Genomic DNA, 21,112 nt, shown 5'->3' on the forward strand with positions numbered 1-21,112 from the left:
CGAGGGGCAGGGCACCTTCCTGCACCGTTCGGTACGTATGTCAATGAAGACAAGCCACCGCAGACCTAGAGGGATCATCATGAGCGAGAACGGTCGGCAGCCTGCCGATAGAGAAAAACCACTGGACGGCGACGTCCTGGAACAGGACCCGGCACTGCCGCCGGTGGCCGTGGATCCGGAAGTCCTCGAGGCGGAGGAGCGCCGCTGGACCCCGGCGAAGATCGCCATCTGGGCCGGCATTGCCTTGCTGGGCGGCTTCAGCTGGACCATGCTCGCCGTGGTGCGCGGTGAAACCGTCAACGCCATCTGGTTCGTGTTCGCGGCGGTGTGCACGTACCTCATCGGCTACCGCTTCTACTCGAAACTCATCGAGGCGAAGCTGCTGAAGCCCAATGACCGCCGGGCCACTCCGGCCGAGTACAAAGCGGACGGCAAGGACTTCGCCGCCACGGACCGCCGGGTCCTCTACGGGCACCACTTCGCCGCCATCGCCGGCGCGGGTCCGCTCGTCGGCCCGGTCCTGGCTGCCCAGATGGGCTACCTGCCCGGAACCATCTGGATCATCGTGGGCGTGGTGCTGGCCGGCGCCGTCCAGGACTATCTGGTGATGTTCTTCTCGATGCGCCGCGGCGGGCGCTCCCTGGGCCAGATGGCACGGGATGAGCTCGGGCTGATCGGCGGCACCGCCGCCCTGATCGCCACCCTGGTCATCATGATCATCATCGTGGCCATCCTTGCCCTGGTGGTGGTGAACGCCCTGGCCGAAAGCCCCTGGGGTGTCTTCTCCGTGAGCATGACCATCCCCATCGCCCTTTTTATGGGCGTGTACCTGCGCTACCTGCGTCCGGGCAAGGTCACCGAGGTCTCCATCATCGGCTTCGTCCTCCTGCTCGCCGCCATCATCGCCGGCGGTTGGGTTGCCGGCACCCCGCTCGGCGACGCCCTGACCCTGGAGCCGACCACCATCGCGTGGGGCATCATCATCTACGGCTTCATCGCCGCCGTCCTGCCGGTCTGGCTGCTGCTGGCCCCGCGCGACTACCTCTCCACCTTCATGAAGGTGGGGACCATCGTGATGCTCGCCGTGGCCATCATCATTGTCCGCCCGGAGATCAGCGTTCCCGCCGTCAGCGAATTCGCCAGCCGGAATGACGGGCCGGTGGTGGCCGGGCCGCTCTTCCCGTTCCTCTTCGTCACCATTGCCTGCGGTGCCTTGTCCGGCTTCCATGCACTGATCTCCTCCGGCACCACCCCGAAGATGCTGGAGAAGGAACGCCAGACCCGCTTCATCGGCTACGGCGGCATGCTGATGGAATCCTTCGTGGCCGTCATGGCGCTGGTGGCCGCCATCTCCATTGACCGCGGCATCTACTTCGCCATGAACTCCTCCGCCGGAGCCACCGGCGGCACGGTGGAAGGCGCCGTCGCCTTCGTCAACGGCCTGGGGCTGGCCGGTGTGAACCTCACCCCGGACATGCTCTCGTCCCTGGCATCCAACGTCGGCGAGGAATCCATCGTCTCGCGCACCGGCGGCGCACCCACACTCGCCGTCGGCCTGGCCACGATCATGCAGAGCCTGATCGGCGGTCCCGGCATGATGGCCTTCTGGTACCACTTCGCCATCATGTTCGAGGCCCTGTTCATCCTCACCGCGGTCGACGCCGGCACCCGGGTGGCGCGGTTCATGCTGCAGGACACGATCGGCAACGTTGCCCCGAAGTTCAAGGACATGTCGTGGCGTCCCGGAGCCTGGGTCTGTACGGCCATCATGGTCGCCGGCTGGGGGTCGATCCTGATCATGGGGGTCACCGACCCACTTGGCGGCATCAATACGTTGTTCCCGCTCTTCGGCATCGCCAACCAGCTCCTGGCCGCCATTGCGCTGGCCATCTGCATGGCGATCATTGCCAAGAAGAACGCGTTCAAGTGGCTGTGGATCGTGGCCCTGCCGCTGGCATTCGCCGCGGTGGTCACCATCACGGCGTCGTTCTACAAGATCTTCTCGCCGGTTCCCGCAGTGGGTTACTGGGCCAACCATGAGGCGTTCCAGGCTGCACTGGCCCGGGGTGAGACGAGCTTCGGGACGGCCAAGACCGTGGAGGCGATGGAAGCGGTGGTGCGCAACACACTCATCCAGACCACGCTCTCGGTGGTGTTCGTGACCCTGGCGATCATTGTCATCATCACCGCCATCATTGCCAGCATCCGGTCCTTCCGGTCGGGCGGTGCCCCCAGCGCCGAGGACCCGGCCGTTCCGTCGCGTACCTTCGCACCGGCCGGTTTCCTGGCTACGCCGGCGGAAAAGGAGATTCTGGCGCAGTGGGAGTCGCTGCCGGAGGCTGACCGGCCCGCAAAGAGGGCGGCGCACTCATGAGTGCCGCCGTCGCCGTCCGCCACGGTGTCGCCGGATTCGTCCGGTTCTTCCGCGACGTAATGGGGGAGGACGCCTACCGGAAGTATCTGGCTTTCCATGCGTCCTCCGGGTGCAGCTCGCCGCTGATGAGCGAGCGGGAATTCTGGCGGGACAAGATGGACCGGCAGGACAGCAACCCGCAGGGCCGCTGCTGCTAGCGCGGAATTGATTGACGGTATAAGTACGACGGCGGCACCGCAGCTGATTGCCTCAGCCGCGGTGCCGCCGTCGTTGTTTCCTTTTGTTGCTTCCCCGGCGGGTCCCCCGCACCCCGGAACCGGGGGAGCAAACCGTGAAAAACATAGGGCCTACCCGAAATCCGGACTCTCCGCGGGGCAACCCCGGGCAACCGTGAGAGCATTAATGCCATGACTGATCAGAACGGATCCTCCGACCGCCCCGAGGCGGCACCGGGCGTTCCTGTCGGGCAGAAGTCAGAGCAGACACCGGCCGGCGATGGAACGGCTGACACCGGCAGTCCGGCTGAGACCGCCGGACAGGTGGACCGGTCCACGGACACCACGGACACCGCCGCCGGCTCCAGCCACGGCAAGGCCAAGAGCGGGCCGGCCAAGCTCAACGAGCTGGTGGACGAACCGGCGAAAGTCATGCGGATCGGCACCATGATCAAGCAGCTGCTCGAGGAAGTGCGCAACGCCCCGCTGGACGATGCGGCGCGCAACCGGCTGGCGGAGATCCACTCCCGGTCCCTGAAGGAACTCGAGGACGGGCTGGCCCCTGAACTCGTGGACGAGCTGCACCGTATCAACCTGCCGTTCCTTGATGATTCCACCCCGACCGACGCCGAGCTGCGCATAGCGCAGGCGCAGCTGGTGGGCTGGCTCGAAGGGCTGTTCCGCGGTATCCAGACGGCCATCGCAGCGCAGCAGACCGCCAGCCATGCCGCAGGACGCCTGCAGCTGCGCCAGCTGCCGCCGGGAACCATCCTTGCCCCGGGTGTCGTCATTGGAGACGATGGGGAACCGCACCGTGCGCAGGGCCCCCAGGGGGCCGGCAGTCCGCGCCCGGAACCCCAATCAGGCCCCGGCCAGTACCTGTAGGACATTGATGGCACTTTTTGCAGCCGCCCGGCAGGGGCGGAAAGACGACGTGGAGCTCGGCAAGGGTGTGTGGCGCCGCGCCCACGACCGTTTCACCCGCGGCCTGGACCGGTATTACCAGATGCTCGAAGGCGTGGAGGATGACGCCATCTACAACGAGCTCGTGACCGTCGCCAATGAGCTTGCCGGGCTGCTGCCGCGCGTCCGGCAGGTCTGCTCGGACGCACAGCGCCAGCTGCCCAGCACCGGACAGAACATTCCCGGCGCGCTGACCGCCGTGCACCGCGCCCTGTCCCGCAGCGGCAATTCGCTGGCCGCTGCGGCCGAGGCCGCCGCCATGTCACGGCTGGAAGGTGAGCGCTGGGGGATCGCCTCCGCCGGACTGGACAATGTGCGGCGCCGGGCGGAACTGGTGCGGGAGGACGTAGCCGAGGCCGAACGGGCCCTGCTCAGTGCCCGGGAAACACGCCTCCCCGGAAAGTAGCAATTAAAAAACTTTCCCAATTCGGGAATATCGAATAACGCGTTTTCGCGGTGAGCATATCCGTTTTGTCCTCCGCGGTAACGGCGCAAGGATGAAGAGATGACTACATCACCGGTTCTGACTTTCAATGACGGCAACACCATTCCCCAGCTCGGCTACGGCGTGTGGCAGGTTGAGGACGAGGTTGCCGAAAAGGTAGTGGGGCAGGCCTTCGAGGTTGGCTACCGCCACATCGACACGGCCAAGATCTACGGCAACGAGGCCGGCGTGGGCCGTGCCATCGCCGCCACCTCCGTGGCCCGTGAAGACATGTTCATCACCACGAAGGTGTGGAACGCAGACCAGGGCTACGAAGAGACGCTGAAGGCCTTCGATGCCTCCATGGAGCGCCTTGGCCTGGAAACCCTGGACCTGTACCTGATCCACTGGCTGCAGCCGAAGCAGAACAAGTACGTGGACACCTGGAAGGCGCTCATCGAGCTGCAGAAGCAGGGCCGCGTTAAGTCGATCGGCGTCTGCAACTTCACCAAGGAAGCCCTGCAGGAAATCATCGACGCCACCGGCGTCGTCCCGGTCCTGAACCAGGTGGAGACCCACCCGTACCTGAACCAGGCCGACCTGCGCGCCTTCGAGGCCGAGCACAACATCCTGCACGAGTCCTGGTCCCCGCTGGGCTCCGGCAAGGGCCTGCTCGAGGATCCCAAGCTCGTGGAGATTGCGGCGAAGTACGACGGCGCCACGCCGGCCCAGGTGGTCATCGCCTGGCATCTGGCACTCGGCAGCATTGTCATTCCCAAGTCCGTCACGGAATCCCGCATCCGGGAAAACTGGGAAGCACTGAACCTGACGCTGACCAACGAAGATATCGAGGCCATCAATGCCCTCGACAACGGCACCCGTTACGGCGCGGATCCGGCCACGGCCGACTTCGCCTAAACCTTCGGGTTAAACCAAAAGGCGCACGTTCCGCGGAACGTGCGCCTTTTGTGTTGGAGTCCTACGCGGCGACCGGTTCCAAGGGGGCGCGGACCGGCCAATCCTGGCCTTCGAGGATCACCTGGGCGCAGCTGCCGGTGGTCACGTTCACCACGATCGGTGCCAGCAGGTTTACCGTGGTCCCCTCCAGTGTCGGGTTGGCGACCACCAGCACGGCCGCGTCCTCGGACGTCACCAGGTTCAGCTGGAGGCGCTGCTCATCGGTGATTTCCGGATGGTAGTCCGGAAGGTAGACAGAGGCGTCCAGGACGTAGAGGCGATGGGTGCCGCCGTCGGCGCCTGCGGCACTGGTCATGGCAAACAGCCCGGCCGCGCCTTCAACTTCGGCGAGGTCGAAGCGCACCTCGGGAGCCAATCCCGGCGGGGGTGTCAGGAAGGTCAGGCCGGTGCTCATCGGAGGAAGTCCATCAGGGTCGGCTGCAGTGCCTTGGCGGTGATGGCCAGGGCCGACTGATAGGCGACTTCCTGCAGCTTCATGTCCAGAATGACCTTGGCGGTATCCAGGTCCTCGATACCGGAGCGGCGCGTCTCCAGGCTGACAGACCTGTCAGCGAGGGTCTCCTTGGCATTGATCGTGGCCGCATGCCGGACGCCCAGGCTGGAGTGCTCCATCAGGACCGTATTGGCGGCCGCATCGATCTTGCCCAGGTAGCCGCTGACGTCATTGTTGGCGTTGAGGTCTGCGACCAGATTGTCCACCAGTCGAAAGACGGAATTGTCTCCGGCGCCGAATACTGCCTCGCCGTCGGTATCCACGCGGACCAGCGTGTTGCTGTCCACCCGGCGGGTAGTGGGGGTGCTGCTTCCACTGAAGTTGTACGAGCCTGCCGCATCTTCGGTGAAAGCCTTGCCGGTGTCCGAGGTTCCAGCAAAGACCGTCCGGCCCAGGTACGTGGTGTTGGCCTCGCGCAGCAGGTCCGTTTTGAGGCCGGCAAGCTCGGTGGCCACGGCCTTGCGGTCATTGGGAGACATGGTGCCGGTGGCCGCGCTCAGTGTGAGGTCCTTGACTCGACGCAGGATGTCCGTGGTGTTGGTCAGGGCGTCATCGGCGAGGGTAAGCCAGCCATCGGCGTCGCTCACATTGGATGTGTACTGCTCATTCGCTCTGATCTCGGACCTCACCTTGAGCGCGTTGGCGGTGCCCATGGGATCGTCGGACGGACGCGTGATGGCAGCGGAGGATGCCACCTGCTCCTGCAGCTTGGCCATCCGGGACATGCTGGACTGCAAATTCAGCTGGGCCGTCCGGGCCATGGTCTGGTTCGTGGTGCGGGTGATCACGGGTTACCTTCCAACAATTCCGGTGCGGTTAATAAGGGTGTCAAGCATTTCGTCAATGGCGCTCATAACCCGGGAGGCGCCCTGGTAGGCGTGCTGGTACATCAGCAGGTTCACATTCTCTTCATCCAGGTCCACTGAGGCATTGGAAAGCTGCAGGTCCACCGCGGAGGAGGACGCGACGTCGGCCAGGGTGGCCTGCTGCAGTTCGGAACGGCTCAGGGAACCGGTAGCTGTCACGAAGGTGCTCCACACCTTGTCCGCCGATCCGGCTTTGGATCCGAGCTGGGAAATCTCATCTGCCAGGCTGCCGTCCAAGGTGCCGGCGCCGGGGCGGCCGGCCGCAATACCGGAGGCGTCGGTGGGGATGGCCCTCAGCGTGGTTGCGGCCGGGTTACCGACGGCGAAGAAATCTCCGCCGGGTGTGCCGGCGGTCGTTGCGCCCTTGCTGTGCAGGTCGTTGACGCTGGATGCCAGTGCGGTGGCCACCTCGTTGTAGGAGGCAGCGGCCTTGGCGAAGACCCCGCCCTTGTCCGCTGCAGCGAGCAGCGAGATAGCACCGGCAATTTCACCCTTGCTGATGCCGGCGGAGCCTGCCCGGTCGCTCCAGCCGACGGTGGGTTCCGATGTGTCATCCATTGAGGTGCCGCCGGTGACCCGCAGCGAGCGGACATTGTCGCCGGTGACCAGTGCGTTGCCGTCAATGAGGACGTCGACCATGCCGTCGGAGGACTCCCGCACCGTGGCGCCGCTCAGGGCGGCGATGGTGGTGGCCAGGGCGTTGCGCTGGTCCACCAGCTCGTTTGCGGACGCCCCGGAGGCAAGCGTGGAGCGGATGGCGCCGTTGAGGTCGGCAAGCTGCACGGCACTGGCATTGAGTTCGGCGACCATGTCATTGAGGCCGCTGCGGGTGCTGTTCCACTGGTCGCGGACCGCGTTGTAACCGGCGGCGATCTGTGTGGCGACGCCGGATGCTTCGCTCAGGAGTGCGGCGGCGGCGGAATTGTCGCCCGGCTTGTGCGACACCCCCTGCCAGGCAGCGGAGAAGTTCTGCAGGGCAGCGGACAGGCCCGTCTTGCTCGGCTCGTTGAATCCATCCTCCAGCTCGATCAGCGCGTTAGCACGGACGGCGGAGTACCCGGCAACGGCAGCAGTGCTGCGCACGCGGGTATCCAGCTGCATGCTGCCCAGGCGGGCGATTGAATCCACCGACACGCCCTGGCCAACACCCGTGTTGGCGGCGAACCGGCCGGCGGGGGCAAGGGAGGGGGCGGCGGACGTGTTGAGGCGCTGGCGGGTATAGCCGGCCACGTTGGCGTTCGCCACGTTCTGGCCCACCACGTCCAGGCCTTTCCGTGCGGCGGTAAGGCCGGTGTATGCCGTGTTCAGGCCGCTGAAGGTGCTCATTGCTTGGGAGTCCCTATCGTCAAATGCTCTGGTCAACCAGCCGGGCGGCTGACATGGGAGTGGCTGAGGTGCCGGAGGCCGTGTAGGTGTTCGCCTCGGGATTCAATCCCGCCAGCGTTTCCTGGGCCGACCGGGCTGCGGTGCGCAGGAACTGTTCGTTAATGTCCCGCAGTTCGCGGATTTTCACCGTCAGCTCCGTCATGGCCTGCAGGTGCGCGTTGAAGATTTCCGTCCACGGACCGGCAGGTGCAGCAGCCACCAGCTCCCGGAGGGTTGCGTCTTCGGACGTACCCCATTCCGCGGCGAGGCCAGCTACAGCCACGGCGCGGCCAAGATCGGCGGCGCGGAGGCGTTCGAGGACTTGTTCAACCTCGCGTGTAGCGTGCGTGAGCCATTTGGTTTTTCCGGAGGTAAGCAGCAGTTGTTCTTCTTCGAGCTTGAACACAAGAAGTTCCAACAACTCGCGCTCTTCCCATAGAAGGGCCGAGAGTCTCTGGGTACCCATGCGTGGCTCACCTCCTAGGTTGGTGCACTGAATGTCTCTAAAGCGGAATAAGACGTCTGATTCCAGGCCCCAACCTGCGGCAAAAGTCTTCGGATTGGCAGACATATTGGAATATGTCCGCCAAAAAACACTATCGGCCGGGTCTTCTCCAATGTTAGTGGTATGTTTCAGCTAAAGCGCTCATGCGTGGATACCACAGCGGACTCAGCCACTGACCACGAGGGCAGCGCAAACAACTGATTATCAGTTGGGGGACAGTTGGGGAACAAGGGCTTGGGGGTCCATATTGAATCGCGCCGCACGTAATGCCATGGTGGTGGAAAATCTTCCACTGGTTGGTTATCTCGTATCCGAAGTCTGTGCCAAGGCCACGCATCTTTCGCGTGATGACCTGGCCTCCGCCGGATCTATTGCCCTTATAACGTCGGCGGATTCCTTCGACCCGGATCTGGGGGTGCCTTTCGGCGCCTATGCCCGGCGCCGGATTGTGGGTGCCTTTGCGGATGAAATGCGTTCCAATGACTGGGCGACCCGCTCGGCCCGTCGCCGGATCAAAGAGACCTTGGCAGTAAAGGAAACCCTTACTGCCGCCCTGGGCCGCACTCCGAACGTCGATGAGATTGCCTCCGCCTTGGGTGTGGACCGCACCGTGGCCGAGGATGCGCTCTCCGATGCCTCCCGCACTGTGTCCAGCCTGGATGAATCAGTGACGGACTTCCTCGTTGCGGACATGCCCTCTCCGGAAGGCTCCCTACTCGCGTCGGAACGCCTGAAGTACCTGCAGGCCGCCGTCGCCGCGCTGCCGGAGAAGATGCGGTATGTAGTGGAAGAGATTTACTACCACGACCGCACGGTCAAGGAAATTGCCGAAGAGCTTGGCAGTACACATTCAGCTGTGTCCCAGCAGCGGGCCGAAGCGGTCCGCCTCCTCCGCGACGGCCTGGGGACGCATTACTCCGACACCAGTGCGGCGCCGGAACTCCAATCCCGGATTGCCCCGGCCCGCCGGAATGCGTACCTCACCTCGGTGGGGGACCGCACTGCGGGCGGTATTACCCGACACCACCTGGCGCCGGCGCTGCCCGGAACCCGGGGTCTGATTCCAGGGCTGCCGGACGGTCGGCCGTCCTCTATTAACCCGGCTGCTTCCTAGGTCCTCCGTAGGAAAAGAATTTCTCAAATTCTTTTTCGAAACTCCTAACACCCATCGGTGCTCCGGCCGATAGCTATGGTTGCAGGCCCACGGATGGGCCTGTTAGTACAGCCCACTCACGGAGGAATACATCATGGGTTTCACAATCGCCACAAACGTTTCATCGCTCAATGCCATGCGCAACCTGACGCTCAACCAGAGTGCACAGGCAAAGTCGGTGGAGCGTCTCTCCAGCGGCCTGCGTATCAACCGTGCTGCCGACGACGCAGCCGGCCTGGCCATCTCCGAAGGCCTGAAGAACCAGGTCTCCGGCCTGCAGGTTGCCGGCCGCAACGCCCAGGACGGCATCAGCCTCGTCCAGACCGCTGAAGGCGCCCTGACCGAGGTGCACAACATCCTCAACCGCGTTCGCGACCTGTCCGTACAGGCAGCGAACGATACCAACAACACCGAGTCGCGTGCAGCCATCCAGAAGGAAATCACCGGCCTCGGTGAGGAACTCGGCCGAATCGCCAACAGCACCAACTTCAACGGCATCCAGCTGCTGGACAACACCCACGGTACGCCTGCTACGGGTGTAACGGCTTCGCTGAAGATCCAGGTCGGCGCTGACGGCGGTGCTCTCAAAACCGCCAACAACGAGATCACGATCAACCTCGCGAACGTTTCAGCGGTTGCTACCGCTGTGCAGGGAATTGACATCACCGGAACGGAGGCAGCTCCGCTCTCGAGCGTCGAAAGCCAGGCTGCCGCTTCTACTGCCATCGAGACACTGGATGAGCAGATCACGAACGTATCCACCGCCCGCGCTGACCTGGGTGCCACGCAGAACCGCTTGGAGTCCACCGCACGCTCCATCGCGGTCTCCGTGGAGAACCTCTCCTCGGCCAACTCCCGCATCCGCGACACGGACATGGCACAGGAAATGGGTAACTTCACCAAGTCCCAGATCCTGTCCCAGGCCGCTACCGCCATGCTGGCCCAGGCCAACCAGATGAACTCCGGTGTTATGCAGCTCCTGCAGTAGCAGATCGGGCAACACCTGATTCATCAGCAGTAAGAACCACCAGCAGTAACCGCAGTACCGGCAGGTGAATGGCCGCTGGCGGCGGGGAAACATGACTTGGACCTCACGCTTCCCGCTGCCAGCCCATTCCCTGCCTTCTGTTTGTCACGGCAGGACCAGGCAGGACCAGGTAGGGCCCCGTAAGACATCAGCAAGACTCGGCAGGACTTCTCAAGGAGCATTTCCATGGCGCTAGGCATTGACGGGCTGATCAGTGGCATCGACACCACCGCCATGATCGCTGACCTGATGAAGATCGAAGCCCGCCCGCAGAAGATGCTGCAGGACAAGGTGGCATCCAACCAGCTGTTCGTGACGGCACTGCAGAACCTCAACACCAAGGTCGCGTCCCTGACCGAGGCCGCTGGAAAGATCGCCAAAGCAGGCGGCACCGACCGGTACGCCGCCGTCACCGGTGCGGACAGCGTCAAGGCAACCGTGAAGGCGGGAGCCGCCGCCGGCTCGCTGGACCTCACCGTCAACAAACTGGCCACAGCCCAGGTATCCCTTTCAGCCGCCATGGCGGCCTGGCCCAACGGAGACGCCCTCGCCATTTCCGCAAACGGGACCATCACCGAACTGGATACCGCAGGCAAAAGCCTGGACGAAGTCATCAGCACGGTCAACAAGGCCAACCTCGGCGTCACCGCGGTCAAGATCGCCGCGGGGAACGTGGACGGCGTAGCCCAGTACCGGATGCAGTTCACCGCTGCGGAGACAGGTGTGGCCGGAGCGTTCACCGTGTCCCAGAACGGTAGCGACCTGGGTGCCATTCGGGCCGGACAGGATGCCGAAGTTACCCTGTGGGCCGGCGTCGCCGGTGCGGAAACGAAAATCACTTCTGCCACCAACACCTTCGCGAACCTGATGCCGGGCGTTGATATCACCGTCTCCGCGGTGTCCACGGATCCCGTCACCGTGGCTGTCAGCCGCGACAGCAAGGCGATTTCCGACGTAGCCGCCTCCTTGGTTGCCGGTCTGACGGACGTCTTCGGCTACATGGACCGGAACTCCGCCGTCAGTATCGATACCTCCGACGGCGTCACCAAGACCGTTGGGGGAGTCTTCACCGGGGACTCGAGTACCCGGTCCCTGAAGCAGTCCATCATGGATGCCGCCACCGGAGCCTTGGATGGACGCTCGACGTCGGACATCGGTATTACCCTGACCAAATACGGGACCGTCGAGTTCGATGCCGAAAAGTTCGCCGCTGCCCTCGCCGATGATCCCGAGAAAACCCAGGCAGCACTGCAGGCCATTGCCGGCCGGGTGGAGGCTGCGGGCAAGGCAGCCTCTGATAAGTACGACGGGTCCATTACCAAGCGGATCACGGGCCAGGAATCCACCGTGAAGTCCCTCAACAACCAGATCGAGGAATGGGACCGCCGGCTGGCCTCACGGGAATCCACCCTGAAGATGGTCTGGTCAAACCTGGAGGTCAAGCTGGGCTCCCTGAACAGCCAGATGGACTGGCTGACCGGCCAGCTGGACTCCCTCTCCGCTTCCTCGAGTAAGAAGTAGCCGTGAACACGTCGATGGCGGCTAAACGGGCCGAATATGCGCGCAATGCGGTGTTGTCGGCCTCGCCGGCCCGTCTGCTGACCATGCTGTATGACCGGCTGCTGCTGGACCTGGCCCGCGCCGAAACCGCGCAGCAGAACGAGGAGTGGCCTCTTGCCTCGGAGAACCTGCTCCATGCCCAGGCCATCATTACCGAGCTGCTGGGCACGCTGAAAACGGACGTGTGGGAGGGCGGGGAAAACCTGCACGCCATCTACACGTACTCACTTTCCACCCTGCTCAACGCCAATATCGGCCGTGACGCGAAGCTGACCCGCGAGTGCATCGACCTGCTTGAGCCCATCCGCCTGGCCTGGCACGAAGCATCCGCCCAGCTCCCCGCCGCCGGTGCCGCCCCCGCCGCAGCGGGATCTGCGGGAGGGGTCCTCGGTGTCGGCTGAATCAGTGGAGCCGTACCGCAGCCCTGCGGAGCTCGCAGGCTTCATGCTCTGGGAAGAAGTTCTCACCCAGCTTGAAGACAACCTGGAGTCCTTCCTTGAAGGACAGTCATTGACCGAACAGGCACGCGGGGTCGCCGCCGACTGGGAACCCCCGGCCGAACTCGGCCCGCTGCCGGAGGCCCTCATTCCGCGCGCCCGGATGCTCGCCAAAGCGCAGTCCCGGGCCTACGCGCAGCTGCGGAATGAGTCGCGGATCAACCGTAAACAATCCCAGTTGATTCGAAGTGTTCCCGGCCCGCCGCCGTCGGCTGTTTACCTCGAAGTTGATGGCTAGAAGCCGCTTAATACCAAGGCACCTTACTTTTCCATATAGCGCAGGCCGGTAAAAAACCGAAAAGATTAAGCGATTACCGCTTACCTGCCTGTCAATTAAGCCGATAAAGAATAATGAGCACGGATAGCTCAAATAAAAGGCCACGGATCGGCCGCACTGTCCCTTTAGCGAGAACTGGGTTCCACGTGTTCGATTCCGTATCCTCCATTGCACTTCAAAGTGCACTGGACGGTCTTGCTCTCCGTCAGCGGACCATCGCGAACAACATCGCGAATGTGAATACCCCTGGCTACCAGGCCCAGCGCGTCAGTTTCGAAGATGCCCTCGCCAAGTCAGTGAAAGCCGGTAACGGAGCGGCCGCCGCCACTACCGAGCGTTCCCTTGAACCCACCCGCCTGGACGGCAGCAACGTCAACCTGGACACGGAAACCCTGTCCAATATCGACACGGTGCTGCGTTACCAGTTCGCTACCCAGGCCGTCGGCGGGGAAGCGAATTCCCTCCGCACCGCGATGAGGACCAACTAATGACTTTCGATGCCATCGGCATTGCCGCAACCGGGCTGACCACGCACCGCAAGTGGCTGGACGCCGTCTCCGATAACCTGGCCAACGCCAACAATGTTTCCAGCACCGACGGTGCTGCCTTCCAGGCACGCTATGTCGTAGCTCAGGAAGGCCAGGAGGGCACCGGTGTCCGCGTTGCCGGCGTCGCATACGGCGACGCCGAAGGCCGGGTTGTCTACCAGCCCGACCATGCCCTTGCCGACGCCGAAGGCTACGTCCGTTACCCCGACATCGACCTGTCGGAGCAGATGGGCAACCTGATCCTCGCCCAGCGCGGCTATGAAGCCAACGCCGCCGTGGTTGACCGTGCCAAGAGCACATACGAAGCTGCACTCCAGATTGGACGCTCCTAATGCCCGTTCCCGCCATTGCCGCTGTCAGCAGCACCACGCCGACGGGCTACGTGGAAGCTCCAAAGCCGGCCGTCTCCACTGACGGTTCGTCCTTCGCCACCCAGCTCACCGGCGCCGTGGACAACGTCACGGAACTGCAGTCGACTTCCAAGACCCTCGCCGTGCAGGCAGTAACCGGGGACCTGGATGACATCCATGCCGCGACTATTGCCTCCACCCGTGCCTCCGTCACCCTGGAACTTGTCGCCGCCGTGCGGAACAAGGGTGTTGACGCGTTCAACGAGATCATGCGGATGCAGGCCTGATGCCCGGACCCATGAGCGCGATGACCGGACGGCTGGGCAAGACTGCCGGTCAGTTCACCCTGGCGCAGAAAACCATCGCCATTATCGGCATCGCCGTGGTGGCCCTGGGCATCGCGCTGCTCGCCTCCTGGCTGACCAAGCCTTCCTACACACCGCTGTTCTCCGGGCTTGAGGCTACGGATGCCAACAGCATTGTCGAACAGCTCAAGACCGACGGCGTTCCCTACGAGGTCGCCGACGGTGGTGGAACCATCATGGTTCCCGAAGAGCACGTGTACGACCAGCGGCTCAAGGCCGCCGGTGCCGGCCTGCCTTCCGAATCCACCGGCGGCTATTCGCTGCTGGATGAAATGGGCGTAACGTCCTCCGAGTTCCAGCAGTCCGTGACGTACAAGCGGGCGCTGGAAGGCGAAATCGCCAAGACCGTGGGGGCCATCGACGGCGTTAAGAATGCCTCCGTGCAGCTCGCCATCCCCGAAGACACCGTTTTTGTCTCGGAAAAGTCGGATCCAACGGCGTCGGTGTTCGTTGAAACCCAGAGCTCGAAGACCCTCAGCGCAGACCAGGTGTCCGCCATCGTGCATCTCACCTCGGCCTCAGTCGACGGCATGCAGTCCACCGACGTCGCCGTCATCGATGCCAGTGGCACTGTGCTGTCCGCAGTCGGCACCGGTGCCACCGGGTCAGCGGACAAACAAGCCACGGATTATGAGGAGCGGGTCTCCGCCTCCGTTCAGACCATGCTGGACCGAGTGGTCGGCCCGGGCAACGCGACCGTAGCGGTTGCAGCCGATATGAACTACGAGTCCGCCAACCGGGTGGAGGAATCCTTCACCGCGCCGCAGGACACCCCCGCGCTGAACGAAGCCACCAGCACCGAGGAATACACCGGCGGCGCCGGCGGTGCCGCCGGCATCCTCGGACCGGACAACATTGCCGTGCCTGGCGGAACCGGCGAGGACGGTGCCTTCCGCTCCGAGACGAGCACTAAGAACAACGCTGTGAACAAGGTGACCGAAACACGGGAAATCCCGGCCGGTTCCCTGAACCGCCAGACGGTCTCCGTGGCCTTGAACACCAACGCAGCCGCCGGATTGAATGTCGCGGACCTGGAAGCACTGGTCGGCACTGCCGCCGGCATCAATGCCGAACGCGGTGACGAGATCACCGTGGAGATGGTGTCCTTCAACGCGGACGGCGCCACCAGTGCCCAGGACGCCCTGGCTGAAGCACAGGCAGAGGAAGACGCTGAACGCCGGGCCCAGATGCTCCAGATGGGAATCATCGTGGCCGGCGTTGTCCTGATCGTCATCCTTGCCCTGGTCGCCTACGCCATGCGCTCCCGCCGGCAGAACCGGGAAGCCATTGATATCGGCGAACTCCCGGAACTGGATCCGCTGGCCCCGCCCGCTGCCCTGGCGATGCTCAATGAGCCCGCACCGGCGGTCTCCACGGATACCGCGTCGATGCAGATTGTGGCCGCAGCGGTGGACCAGGACCGCAAGCGTGCGGAAATCGACGCATTGGCCGCACAGGATCCGGTCCGTACCGCGGATTACCTTCGCAACCTCATGGAGGAAAGCCGATCATGACCGAGCTTGCCACCGCCCCGGCCGGGCTGTCCCTTGCCCAGGGCGCGCAGCCTTTTGCGATGGGCGGCGCCCCGGTGCAGGATGTCGACCCGGGCGAACTGACCGGAACCCAGAAGGCTGCCATCGTGCTGATGCAGCTGGAGACGTCCCGTGCAGCGGTGGTTATGCAGCAGTTCACCGAGGCGGAAGCGCAGTCGATTGCTGCGGAGATTGTCCGGCTCCGGCGGGTTGACGCCGCTGTGGCTGAAGATGCCATCAACGAGTTCTATGAAATGTCCATTGAGGGCCGCCGCCGTGCCCACGGTGGACGTGACGTCGCGATGGGGCTGCTCGAAGCATCCTTCGGTATTGAACGTGCCTCCGGCGTGATGGAACGGCTTGCCTCCTCCATGGCGGGCAAGTCATTCGAATTCCTCGAAACCGCTGAACCCACCCAGGTGATCGCGTTGCTGGACGGCGAACTGCCGCAGACGATCGCGCTGGTCCTTGCGCACATGCGGCCGCAGCGGGCTTCCGCCGTGCTGACCGGGCTGAGTGCGGATCTGCGCACCGACGTCGCGCAGGCCATCGCCACGATGGCCCGGGCCACCCCGGAGGCCGTGCGCGTGGTTGCCGAGACCCTGCGGGCGCGTGCTTCCGCCCTGGGTGCTGCGCGCGAAGCGTCCGATGCCATCGGCGGCGTGCAGCCCCTGGTGGAAATCATCAACCGCTCCGACGCGGTGACCGAGCGCGCCCTGCTTGAGGCCCTGGAGGACCGCGATCCGGACCTCGCCGAAGAGGTCCGCTCACGGATGCTCACCTTCGGCGACCTGGTCAAGCTCGAACGCCGCGACGTGCAGCTGGTGCTGCGCGGCATCGACGTGGGCACCCTGGCCCTGGCCATGAAGGGTGCCACCGAGGCTGTGCTGGATGCCATCCGCACGAACGTGTCCGAACGCAACCGGGAGCTGCTCGACGACGAGATCAAGAGTTCCGGGCCGGCCCGCCTCTCGCAGGTGGAAGAAGCACGGGCCAACATTGTCCGGGCCATCCGCGAGATGGAAGCCCAGGGCATCATCGAGGTGCACCACGCGGACGAGGAAGAGTATGTCTACTGACGAACAGACGTTCTCGCGCCTGATCTACACCTCGCTGGGCGCCAAGGACGAAGCACAGCTCGGTGCACAGGTGGAGGCCCGCGGCCACGCCGCCGGTTATGCCGCCGGCCTCCGCGCCGCCGCCGCAGACACCGATCTGCTGCGCCGCAGTCTGCGCGAGCAGTACGACGACGAAATGCGCCGGGGACAGGAACGCATGAACCGGAGCCTCACCGCGCTCAACTCCGCCGTTTTCAGCCTTGAAGGCCGCACCGTGGCCCTGATTACCGACCTCCAGGACGCGCTGGCGGCCTCCGCCATCGATTTGGCCGAAGCGCTGCTGCGCCGCGAACTGGAACATGGCGACGCTTCCGCCCGTTCGGCGCTGGCCCGCGCCTTGGAAGGCGTTGACATCGACCTGGTGCAGCGCGTGCGCATGCATCCGGTGGACCTCGCGTCCCTGGACGAAGACACCCTGCGCCGCGCCCGGGTGGAATTTGTGGGCGACGCCGGCCTGCAGCGGGGCGATGCCGTCACCGAATTCCCGGACGGCTACCTGGATGCCTCGCTGGGCTCCGCCGTCGAACGTGCCCGCACGGCTTTGCTGGGGGAGGACGCATGACTGCTACCACCTGGCGCCCCCGCCCGGCCCGCTTCGCCGCTGCCCTGCGGTCCGCTGCCCCGCAGCGGATCGGACGGGTGTCCTCCGTCCTGGGCCTGAGTATTGAAATCGCCGGGCTGGACTGCGGCGTGGGCGACCTGGTCTCCATTGGCCACCCCGGAGCGGAGGTGGACGCCGAAGTAGTGGCTGCCACCCGTGAAGGAATCCGCTGCATGCCCTTCGGCCGTCTTGCCGGACTGACCGCCGGAACACCGGCACGCTCCAAGGGCACACCTCTGCTGGTTCCCACCGGCACCGGACTGTTTGGCCGGGTGCTGGACGGCCTGGGCAGGCCCATCGACGGCAAGGGACCGCTGCAGGTCGAAGCCTTCGTCCCGCTGGACCATGAAACCCCCTCCGCCATGCTGCGCACCCGGATCGACACCCCTCTGCAGCTCGGCGTCCGCGCACTGGACACCCTCACTACCGTGGGACGCGGCCAGCGCATGGGCCTGTTCGCCGGCTCCGGCGTCGGTAAATCGTCGCTGCTCTCGATGATTGCGCGCGGTACGGATGCGGAAGTATCAGTCATCGCCCTGGTGGGGGAGCGCGGCCGTGAAGTCCGCGAGTTCCTCGAAGACGATCTGGGGGCCGAAGGCCTCGCCCGGTCCATCGTGGTCGTCTCGACGTCGGACGAACCGGCCCTGATGCGCCTGCGTGCCGCGTTTGTGGCCACCCGCATTGCCGAGTCCTTCCGGGACCGCGGCGCCGACGTCATGCTGATGATGGATTCCCTGACCCGTGTGGCCATGGCCCAGCGGGAAATCGGGTTGTCCGTGGGCGAACCGCCCGCCACCCGCGGCTACCCGCCCTCCACCTTCTCCCTGCTTGCCCAGTTGCTGGAGCGCGCGGGCACCGGAGAACGCGGATCCGTCACCGGCATGTACACCGTGCTGGTGGACGGCGACGACCACAATGAACCCATTGCCGACAGCGCCCGGTCCATCCTCGACGGGCACGTGGTCCTGGACCGCAAGCTGGCCGTGTCCGGCCATTTCCCGTCGATTGACGCCCTGGCCTCCATCTCCCGGGTGGCTTCCCGGGTGAACCCGCGCGAACGCAGCGACGCCGCTTCGACCCTGCGCCGGGTGATGGCCGCCCGCCGCGCTGCCCAGGACCTGCTCGACGTCGGGGCCTACCAGCGCGGCTCCAATCCACTCGTGGATGCGGCCGTAGACAACCAGGACGCCATAAACGCCTTCCTGCAGCAGCGCATGGATGAACAAACCCCGGCGGAGACCGCCTGGGCGCAGCTGCAGACCCTGACCCGGATGCTGGGGGTGTCGTGATGTCCCGTACTTTCCCCCTCGCGGGGCTGCTCCGCCTGCGCCAGCTGCAGCAGGACCGGGCCGCCGGTGAACTCGCGGCAGCCAATGTCCGCATGCGTGAAACGCGTGAGGCCCGCGCCGAGGCTTACAACACCCTTGAAACTTCCCTTAGTGAGGCGGTTGATGTGTCGACCATGAATGCGATCGCCGCCGCCCGCTCGTCTTCGCGCAGCATGCTCGCGGACCTGGCCGCACTGGGAACCCGGCACGCAGCGGAAGTGGAAGCGGCCCGCGCTGAATTCTCCTCCGCCCGGGCCCGTTCGGTGGGCCTGGAAAAGCTTGAAGGCAAGTTCGCTGAGGCTGAAGCCGCCGAGGACCTGCGCACCGAACAAACCATCCTGGATGAACTCGCCGGCACCGCCTGGCACCGCCGGCAGAAGGAAGCCAACTAATGAGCATGACGGACGCCCTTGGGCGGATCGACGAAATCCGGAGCACGCTGAGCCAGCTCTCCGGCGCCACGGCCGCGAACGCGGCCGCGGCTACCTCCACTTCTTCAGTGACCGGCTCCGACGCGGAATTCGCCTCCACCCTCTCCGCGCTGACTTCAGCGGCATCCGGGGGCACCGGCGGAGCTGCCGACGGCAAGGTACTCGACGCCGTCCAGAAGTACCTGGGCCTGCCCTACGTCTGGGGCGGCAACGACCCGGCGAAGGGCCTGGACTGTTCTTCATTTGTGCAGAACGTCTACAAGGACCTGGGCTATACCCTGCCGAGGGTCACCTGGGACCAGATGAACTCCGGCACCGAGGTTGCTTCGCTGGCCCAGGCGCAGGCGGGCGACCTGCTGTTCAGCCACGACGGCGGACACGTCGCCATCTACCTGGGCAACGGAAAGGCAGTGGATGCTCCGCAGCCGGGCCAGACCATTGCTATCCGCGATGCGTGGGAAACGGACGCGAACCTGACCACTATCCGGCGCATCCTGCCCACCGAAACCGCAGGAACCACCGGAACCGGCGGTGCTGCAGGCACCGCAGGCCTCTCCGACCTGGTGGCTTCCGCCCGCGCCGCACAGGCGGCAATGATGGGATCGGCAGCATGAGCGTCCCCACTGGAATGCCGCGTCCGGCCGCCCCCGCTGCTGCCCCGCGGACCGCTTCCACCACCGCCGACGCCGGGTTCGGCGCGGCCCGGTTCGGGTCCTCACTCGAGGACGCCTTGGCCGCTTCGACCCCGAACGCCGGGATGGGTACTGCCGAAAAGGAATCCGCCACCCCTGGTGCTTCTCCGGAACGTACTTCGGTTTCACCCACCTCACCGGCGCCATCCCTGGCCGCAGTTTTCGCGGGTCTTGCCGGTCTTGCCCTGCCTGCTGCCGGTACGCCGGCACCACCCGCCGGCGGGGTATCCGCGGACGAGGCCGCTCCGGAGGCACTCCCGCAGGAGACCGCTCCCGCCGTGGCATTCTCCGCCGGGTCCGGCTCTTTGGACGAAGCCGGCTTGGCACCGGAAACTGCCGCCGTCACTACAGGCCCCGCATCTCCGGCTTCCGCTTTCATGAGTGCCGGTTCGCCGGCAGCCATGGCAGCCGCGGCCGGCGGAGCCAATGTTCTTACCGCCTCGACCAGTGCCACCGCTGCGGTGCTCCCGGCAATGCCCGCGGCAGCACCGGCTTCCACCGGGCCCGTCTCTGTTTCGCCCGCAGCAACCGGAACTGTTCCGGCAGCGGCCGGCCTGGCCCGGCCCGCCGCGGCGCCCGGACCGGCCCGCCAGGCATCGGCGGCACCGGAGACCGGACGGACCGGAAACGGCCTGCCCACTGCCGTCCTGCCCGGCGCTGCTCCGGCCATCCCCGCCGGAACCGCACTTCCCTCGGCCGGCGCGGTTTCCGGCGGCGCAGCCAGCACCCCGGCTCACCCCGGCACCGGCACCGGTACGCCGGCCACTGCCGGGGCTTTCGCTGAGGCTTTTGCCGCGGCAGCTCCAGCCTCCGCGGCCACGGACACCGCTTCTCCCCCCGTCCCTGCGGCCACCATCCCTGCGGCTACCGCAGCGGCCGGCGTGGCCGGAACCCTCGCCGCTGCGGGCGAAGCCCCCGCAATGGTGCCGAACGTTGGTGCGGTTTCGCAGTCCACCATCGTGTCCAGCCCGGCGGCTGTGTCCGCGGCTGCCACTCCGGCACCCACCCCCACCCCGCTGCTGTCCCAGGTGTCCCAGCCGCTCTTCAGCCTCGCGGCGGCTCCTCAGGGGGAGCACACGATGACGCTGAGCATCACCCCGGACAACCTCGGACCGGTCACCGTCCGTGCCCATGTGGGCGCCGACGGTGTGCGGATTGAGCTTTTCGCTCCCTCCGACGCCGGCCGGGAGGCGCTGCGCACCCTGCTGACGGACCTTCGCCGCGATCTGGCCGGTTCCGGGATGAACGCGAACCTCTCACTGTCGTCACAGGATGCGCCCGGACAGGGCGCTGACCGCGGTGATGGTGACGGCCCTGCCGACCCGGGTGCTGCGGCTGAGGCAGGACAGCCTGCCTCGCGTGCCCTGCGCCCGGAGGACAACACACCCAAGACTTACCGCCCCGGATCCCCGGACGCGGCACTGACCATCGATTTCCTGGCCTAGAAAAG

At 65.2% G+C, this 21,112-nt stretch carries 24 protein-coding genes; 20 read left to right on the forward strand and 4 right to left on the reverse strand.

Annotated elements, in window-relative coordinates; genetic code table 11:
• The first annotated feature begins 79 nt into the window (after positions 1–79).
• The 5 genes from QNO10_RS01980 (at position 80) to QNO10_RS02000 (ending at position 4,894) form a co-directional block, all read left to right on the forward strand.
• A complete protein-coding gene (locus QNO10_RS01980) occupies positions 80–2,374 on the forward strand; it encodes a carbon starvation CstA family protein (RefSeq protein ID WP_229950978.1) in 2,295 nt (764 codons plus the stop codon).
• Positions 2,371–2,571: a YbdD/YjiX family protein gene (locus QNO10_RS01985; RefSeq protein ID WP_229950975.1), complete on the forward strand. Its 201-nt coding sequence runs from the start codon at positions 2,371–2,373 to the stop codon at positions 2,569–2,571. Before QNO10_RS01980 ends, QNO10_RS01985 begins: the two co-directional genes overlap by 4 nt.
• A 210-nt stretch (positions 2,572–2,781) precedes the next feature.
• Positions 2,782–3,474 carry a bacterial proteasome activator family protein gene (locus QNO10_RS01990; protein WP_269437882.1) on the forward strand — a complete coding sequence of 231 codons (693 nt, stop codon included), beginning with the start codon at positions 2,782–2,784 and terminating at the stop codon, positions 3,472–3,474.
• Positions 3,475–3,481: 7 nt separating this feature from the next.
• Positions 3,482–3,958 carry a hypothetical protein gene (locus tag QNO10_RS01995; RefSeq protein WP_229950973.1) on the forward strand — a complete coding sequence of 159 codons (477 nt, stop codon included), beginning with the start codon at positions 3,482–3,484 and terminating at the stop codon, positions 3,956–3,958.
• Between the two features lie 99 nt (positions 3,959–4,057).
• Positions 4,058–4,894 (forward strand): aldo/keto reductase, encoded by an 837-nt coding sequence (locus QNO10_RS02000; protein WP_229950971.1) that lies wholly within the window; start codon positions 4,058–4,060, stop codon positions 4,892–4,894.
• Between the two features lie 61 nt (positions 4,895–4,955).
• Here the strand turns inward: QNO10_RS02000 and QNO10_RS02005 are convergent, their stop codons facing one another.
• The 4 genes from QNO10_RS02005 to QNO10_RS02020 are packed head-to-tail and all read right to left on the reverse strand — an operon-like array spanning position 4,956 to position 8,144.
• A complete protein-coding gene (locus tag QNO10_RS02005; RefSeq protein WP_229950969.1) occupies positions 4,956–5,348 on the reverse strand; it encodes a flagellar assembly protein FliW in 393 nt (130 codons plus the stop codon).
• A complete protein-coding gene (flgL, locus tag QNO10_RS02010) occupies positions 5,345–6,235 on the reverse strand; it encodes a flagellar hook-associated protein FlgL (protein ID WP_229950968.1) in 891 nt (296 codons plus the stop codon). Before flgL ends, QNO10_RS02005 begins: the two co-directional genes overlap by 4 nt.
• A 3-nt stretch (positions 6,236–6,238) precedes the next feature.
• Entirely contained in the window at positions 6,239–7,639 is a 1,401-nt protein-coding gene (gene flgK, locus QNO10_RS02015) for a flagellar hook-associated protein FlgK (protein ID WP_229950967.1), read from the reverse strand.
• A 19-nt stretch (positions 7,640–7,658) separates the two neighbouring features.
• The gene (locus tag QNO10_RS02020) at positions 7,659–8,144 is read right to left on the reverse strand and encodes a flagellar protein FlgN (protein WP_229950957.1); all 486 of its coding nucleotides are present in this window, start codon (positions 8,142–8,144) and stop codon (positions 7,659–7,661) included.
• A gap of 286 nt (positions 8,145–8,430) precedes the next feature.
• Here QNO10_RS02020 and QNO10_RS02025 point away from each other — a divergent pair, with 286 nt between their 5' ends.
• The 15 genes from QNO10_RS02025 (at position 8,431) to QNO10_RS02095 (ending at position 21,107) form a co-directional block, all read left to right on the forward strand.
• The gene (locus QNO10_RS02025; RefSeq protein WP_269437881.1) at positions 8,431–9,297 is read left to right on the forward strand and encodes a sigma-70 family RNA polymerase sigma factor; all 867 of its coding nucleotides are present in this window, start codon (positions 8,431–8,433) and stop codon (positions 9,295–9,297) included.
• 133 nt (positions 9,298–9,430) lie between these two features.
• Positions 9,431–10,324 (forward strand): flagellin N-terminal helical domain-containing protein, encoded by an 894-nt coding sequence (locus tag QNO10_RS02030; protein ID WP_229950954.1) that lies wholly within the window; start codon positions 9,431–9,433, stop codon positions 10,322–10,324.
• A 225-nt stretch (positions 10,325–10,549) separates the two neighbouring features.
• Positions 10,550–11,884: a flagellar filament capping protein FliD gene (fliD, locus tag QNO10_RS02035; RefSeq protein WP_229950952.1), complete on the forward strand. Its 1,335-nt coding sequence runs from the start codon at positions 10,550–10,552 to the stop codon at positions 11,882–11,884.
• 2 nt (positions 11,885–11,886) lie between these two features.
• Positions 11,887–12,324 carry a flagellar export chaperone FliS gene (gene fliS / locus QNO10_RS02040; RefSeq protein WP_229950950.1) on the forward strand — a complete coding sequence of 146 codons (438 nt, stop codon included), beginning with the start codon at positions 11,887–11,889 and terminating at the stop codon, positions 12,322–12,324.
• The gene (locus QNO10_RS02045) at positions 12,314–12,658 is read left to right on the forward strand and encodes a hypothetical protein (RefSeq protein ID WP_229950948.1); all 345 of its coding nucleotides are present in this window, start codon (positions 12,314–12,316) and stop codon (positions 12,656–12,658) included. Before fliS ends, QNO10_RS02045 begins: the two co-directional genes overlap by 11 nt.
• A gap of 185 nt (positions 12,659–12,843) precedes the next feature.
• Positions 12,844–13,185: a flagellar basal body rod protein FlgB gene (locus QNO10_RS02050; RefSeq protein ID WP_229950946.1), complete on the forward strand. Its 342-nt coding sequence runs from the start codon at positions 12,844–12,846 to the stop codon at positions 13,183–13,185.
• Positions 13,185–13,577, forward strand: coding sequence for a flagellar basal body rod protein FlgC (gene flgC / locus QNO10_RS02055; protein WP_229950944.1), 393 nt, complete (start codon positions 13,185–13,187; stop codon positions 13,575–13,577). The genes QNO10_RS02050 and flgC overlap by 1 nt, the downstream gene beginning before the upstream one ends.
• Positions 13,577–13,882 (forward strand): flagellar hook-basal body complex protein FliE, encoded by a 306-nt coding sequence (fliE, locus tag QNO10_RS02060; protein WP_229950942.1) that lies wholly within the window; start codon positions 13,577–13,579, stop codon positions 13,880–13,882. The genes flgC and fliE overlap by 1 nt, the downstream gene beginning before the upstream one ends.
• Entirely contained in the window at positions 13,882–15,474 is a 1,593-nt protein-coding gene (gene fliF, locus QNO10_RS02065; RefSeq protein ID WP_229950940.1) for a flagellar basal-body MS-ring/collar protein FliF, read from the forward strand. The genes fliE and fliF overlap by 1 nt, the downstream gene beginning before the upstream one ends.
• Before the next feature lie 59 nt (positions 15,475–15,533).
• A complete protein-coding gene (gene fliG, locus QNO10_RS02070; RefSeq protein WP_229950990.1) occupies positions 15,534–16,571 on the forward strand; it encodes a flagellar motor switch protein FliG in 1,038 nt (345 codons plus the stop codon).
• Positions 16,561–17,172 (forward strand): FliH/SctL family protein, encoded by a 612-nt coding sequence (locus QNO10_RS02075; protein WP_229950938.1) that lies wholly within the window; start codon positions 16,561–16,563, stop codon positions 17,170–17,172. The genes fliG and QNO10_RS02075 overlap by 11 nt, the downstream gene beginning before the upstream one ends.
• Complete coding sequence (locus QNO10_RS02080; RefSeq protein WP_229950934.1) at positions 17,169–18,500, forward strand: FliI/YscN family ATPase; 1,332 nt, start codon at positions 17,169–17,171, stop codon at positions 18,498–18,500. The genes QNO10_RS02075 and QNO10_RS02080 overlap by 4 nt, the downstream gene beginning before the upstream one ends.
• Entirely contained in the window at positions 18,500–18,931 is a 432-nt protein-coding gene (locus QNO10_RS02085) for a flagellar FliJ family protein (protein ID WP_229950932.1), read from the forward strand. The genes QNO10_RS02080 and QNO10_RS02085 overlap by 1 nt, the downstream gene beginning before the upstream one ends.
• A complete protein-coding gene (locus QNO10_RS02090) occupies positions 18,931–19,584 on the forward strand; it encodes a C40 family peptidase (RefSeq protein ID WP_229950930.1) in 654 nt (217 codons plus the stop codon). The genes QNO10_RS02085 and QNO10_RS02090 overlap by 1 nt, the downstream gene beginning before the upstream one ends.
• Positions 19,581–21,107, forward strand: coding sequence for a flagellar hook-length control protein FliK (locus QNO10_RS02095; RefSeq protein WP_229950928.1), 1,527 nt, complete (start codon positions 19,581–19,583; stop codon positions 21,105–21,107). The genes QNO10_RS02090 and QNO10_RS02095 overlap by 4 nt, the downstream gene beginning before the upstream one ends.
• Positions 21,108–21,112: the final 5 nt, after the last annotated feature.

Origin of the sequence: Arthrobacter sp. zg-Y919, assembly GCF_030142045.1 — a bacterium.
Taxonomy (GTDB): domain Bacteria; phylum Actinomycetota; class Actinomycetes; order Actinomycetales; family Micrococcaceae; genus Arthrobacter_B.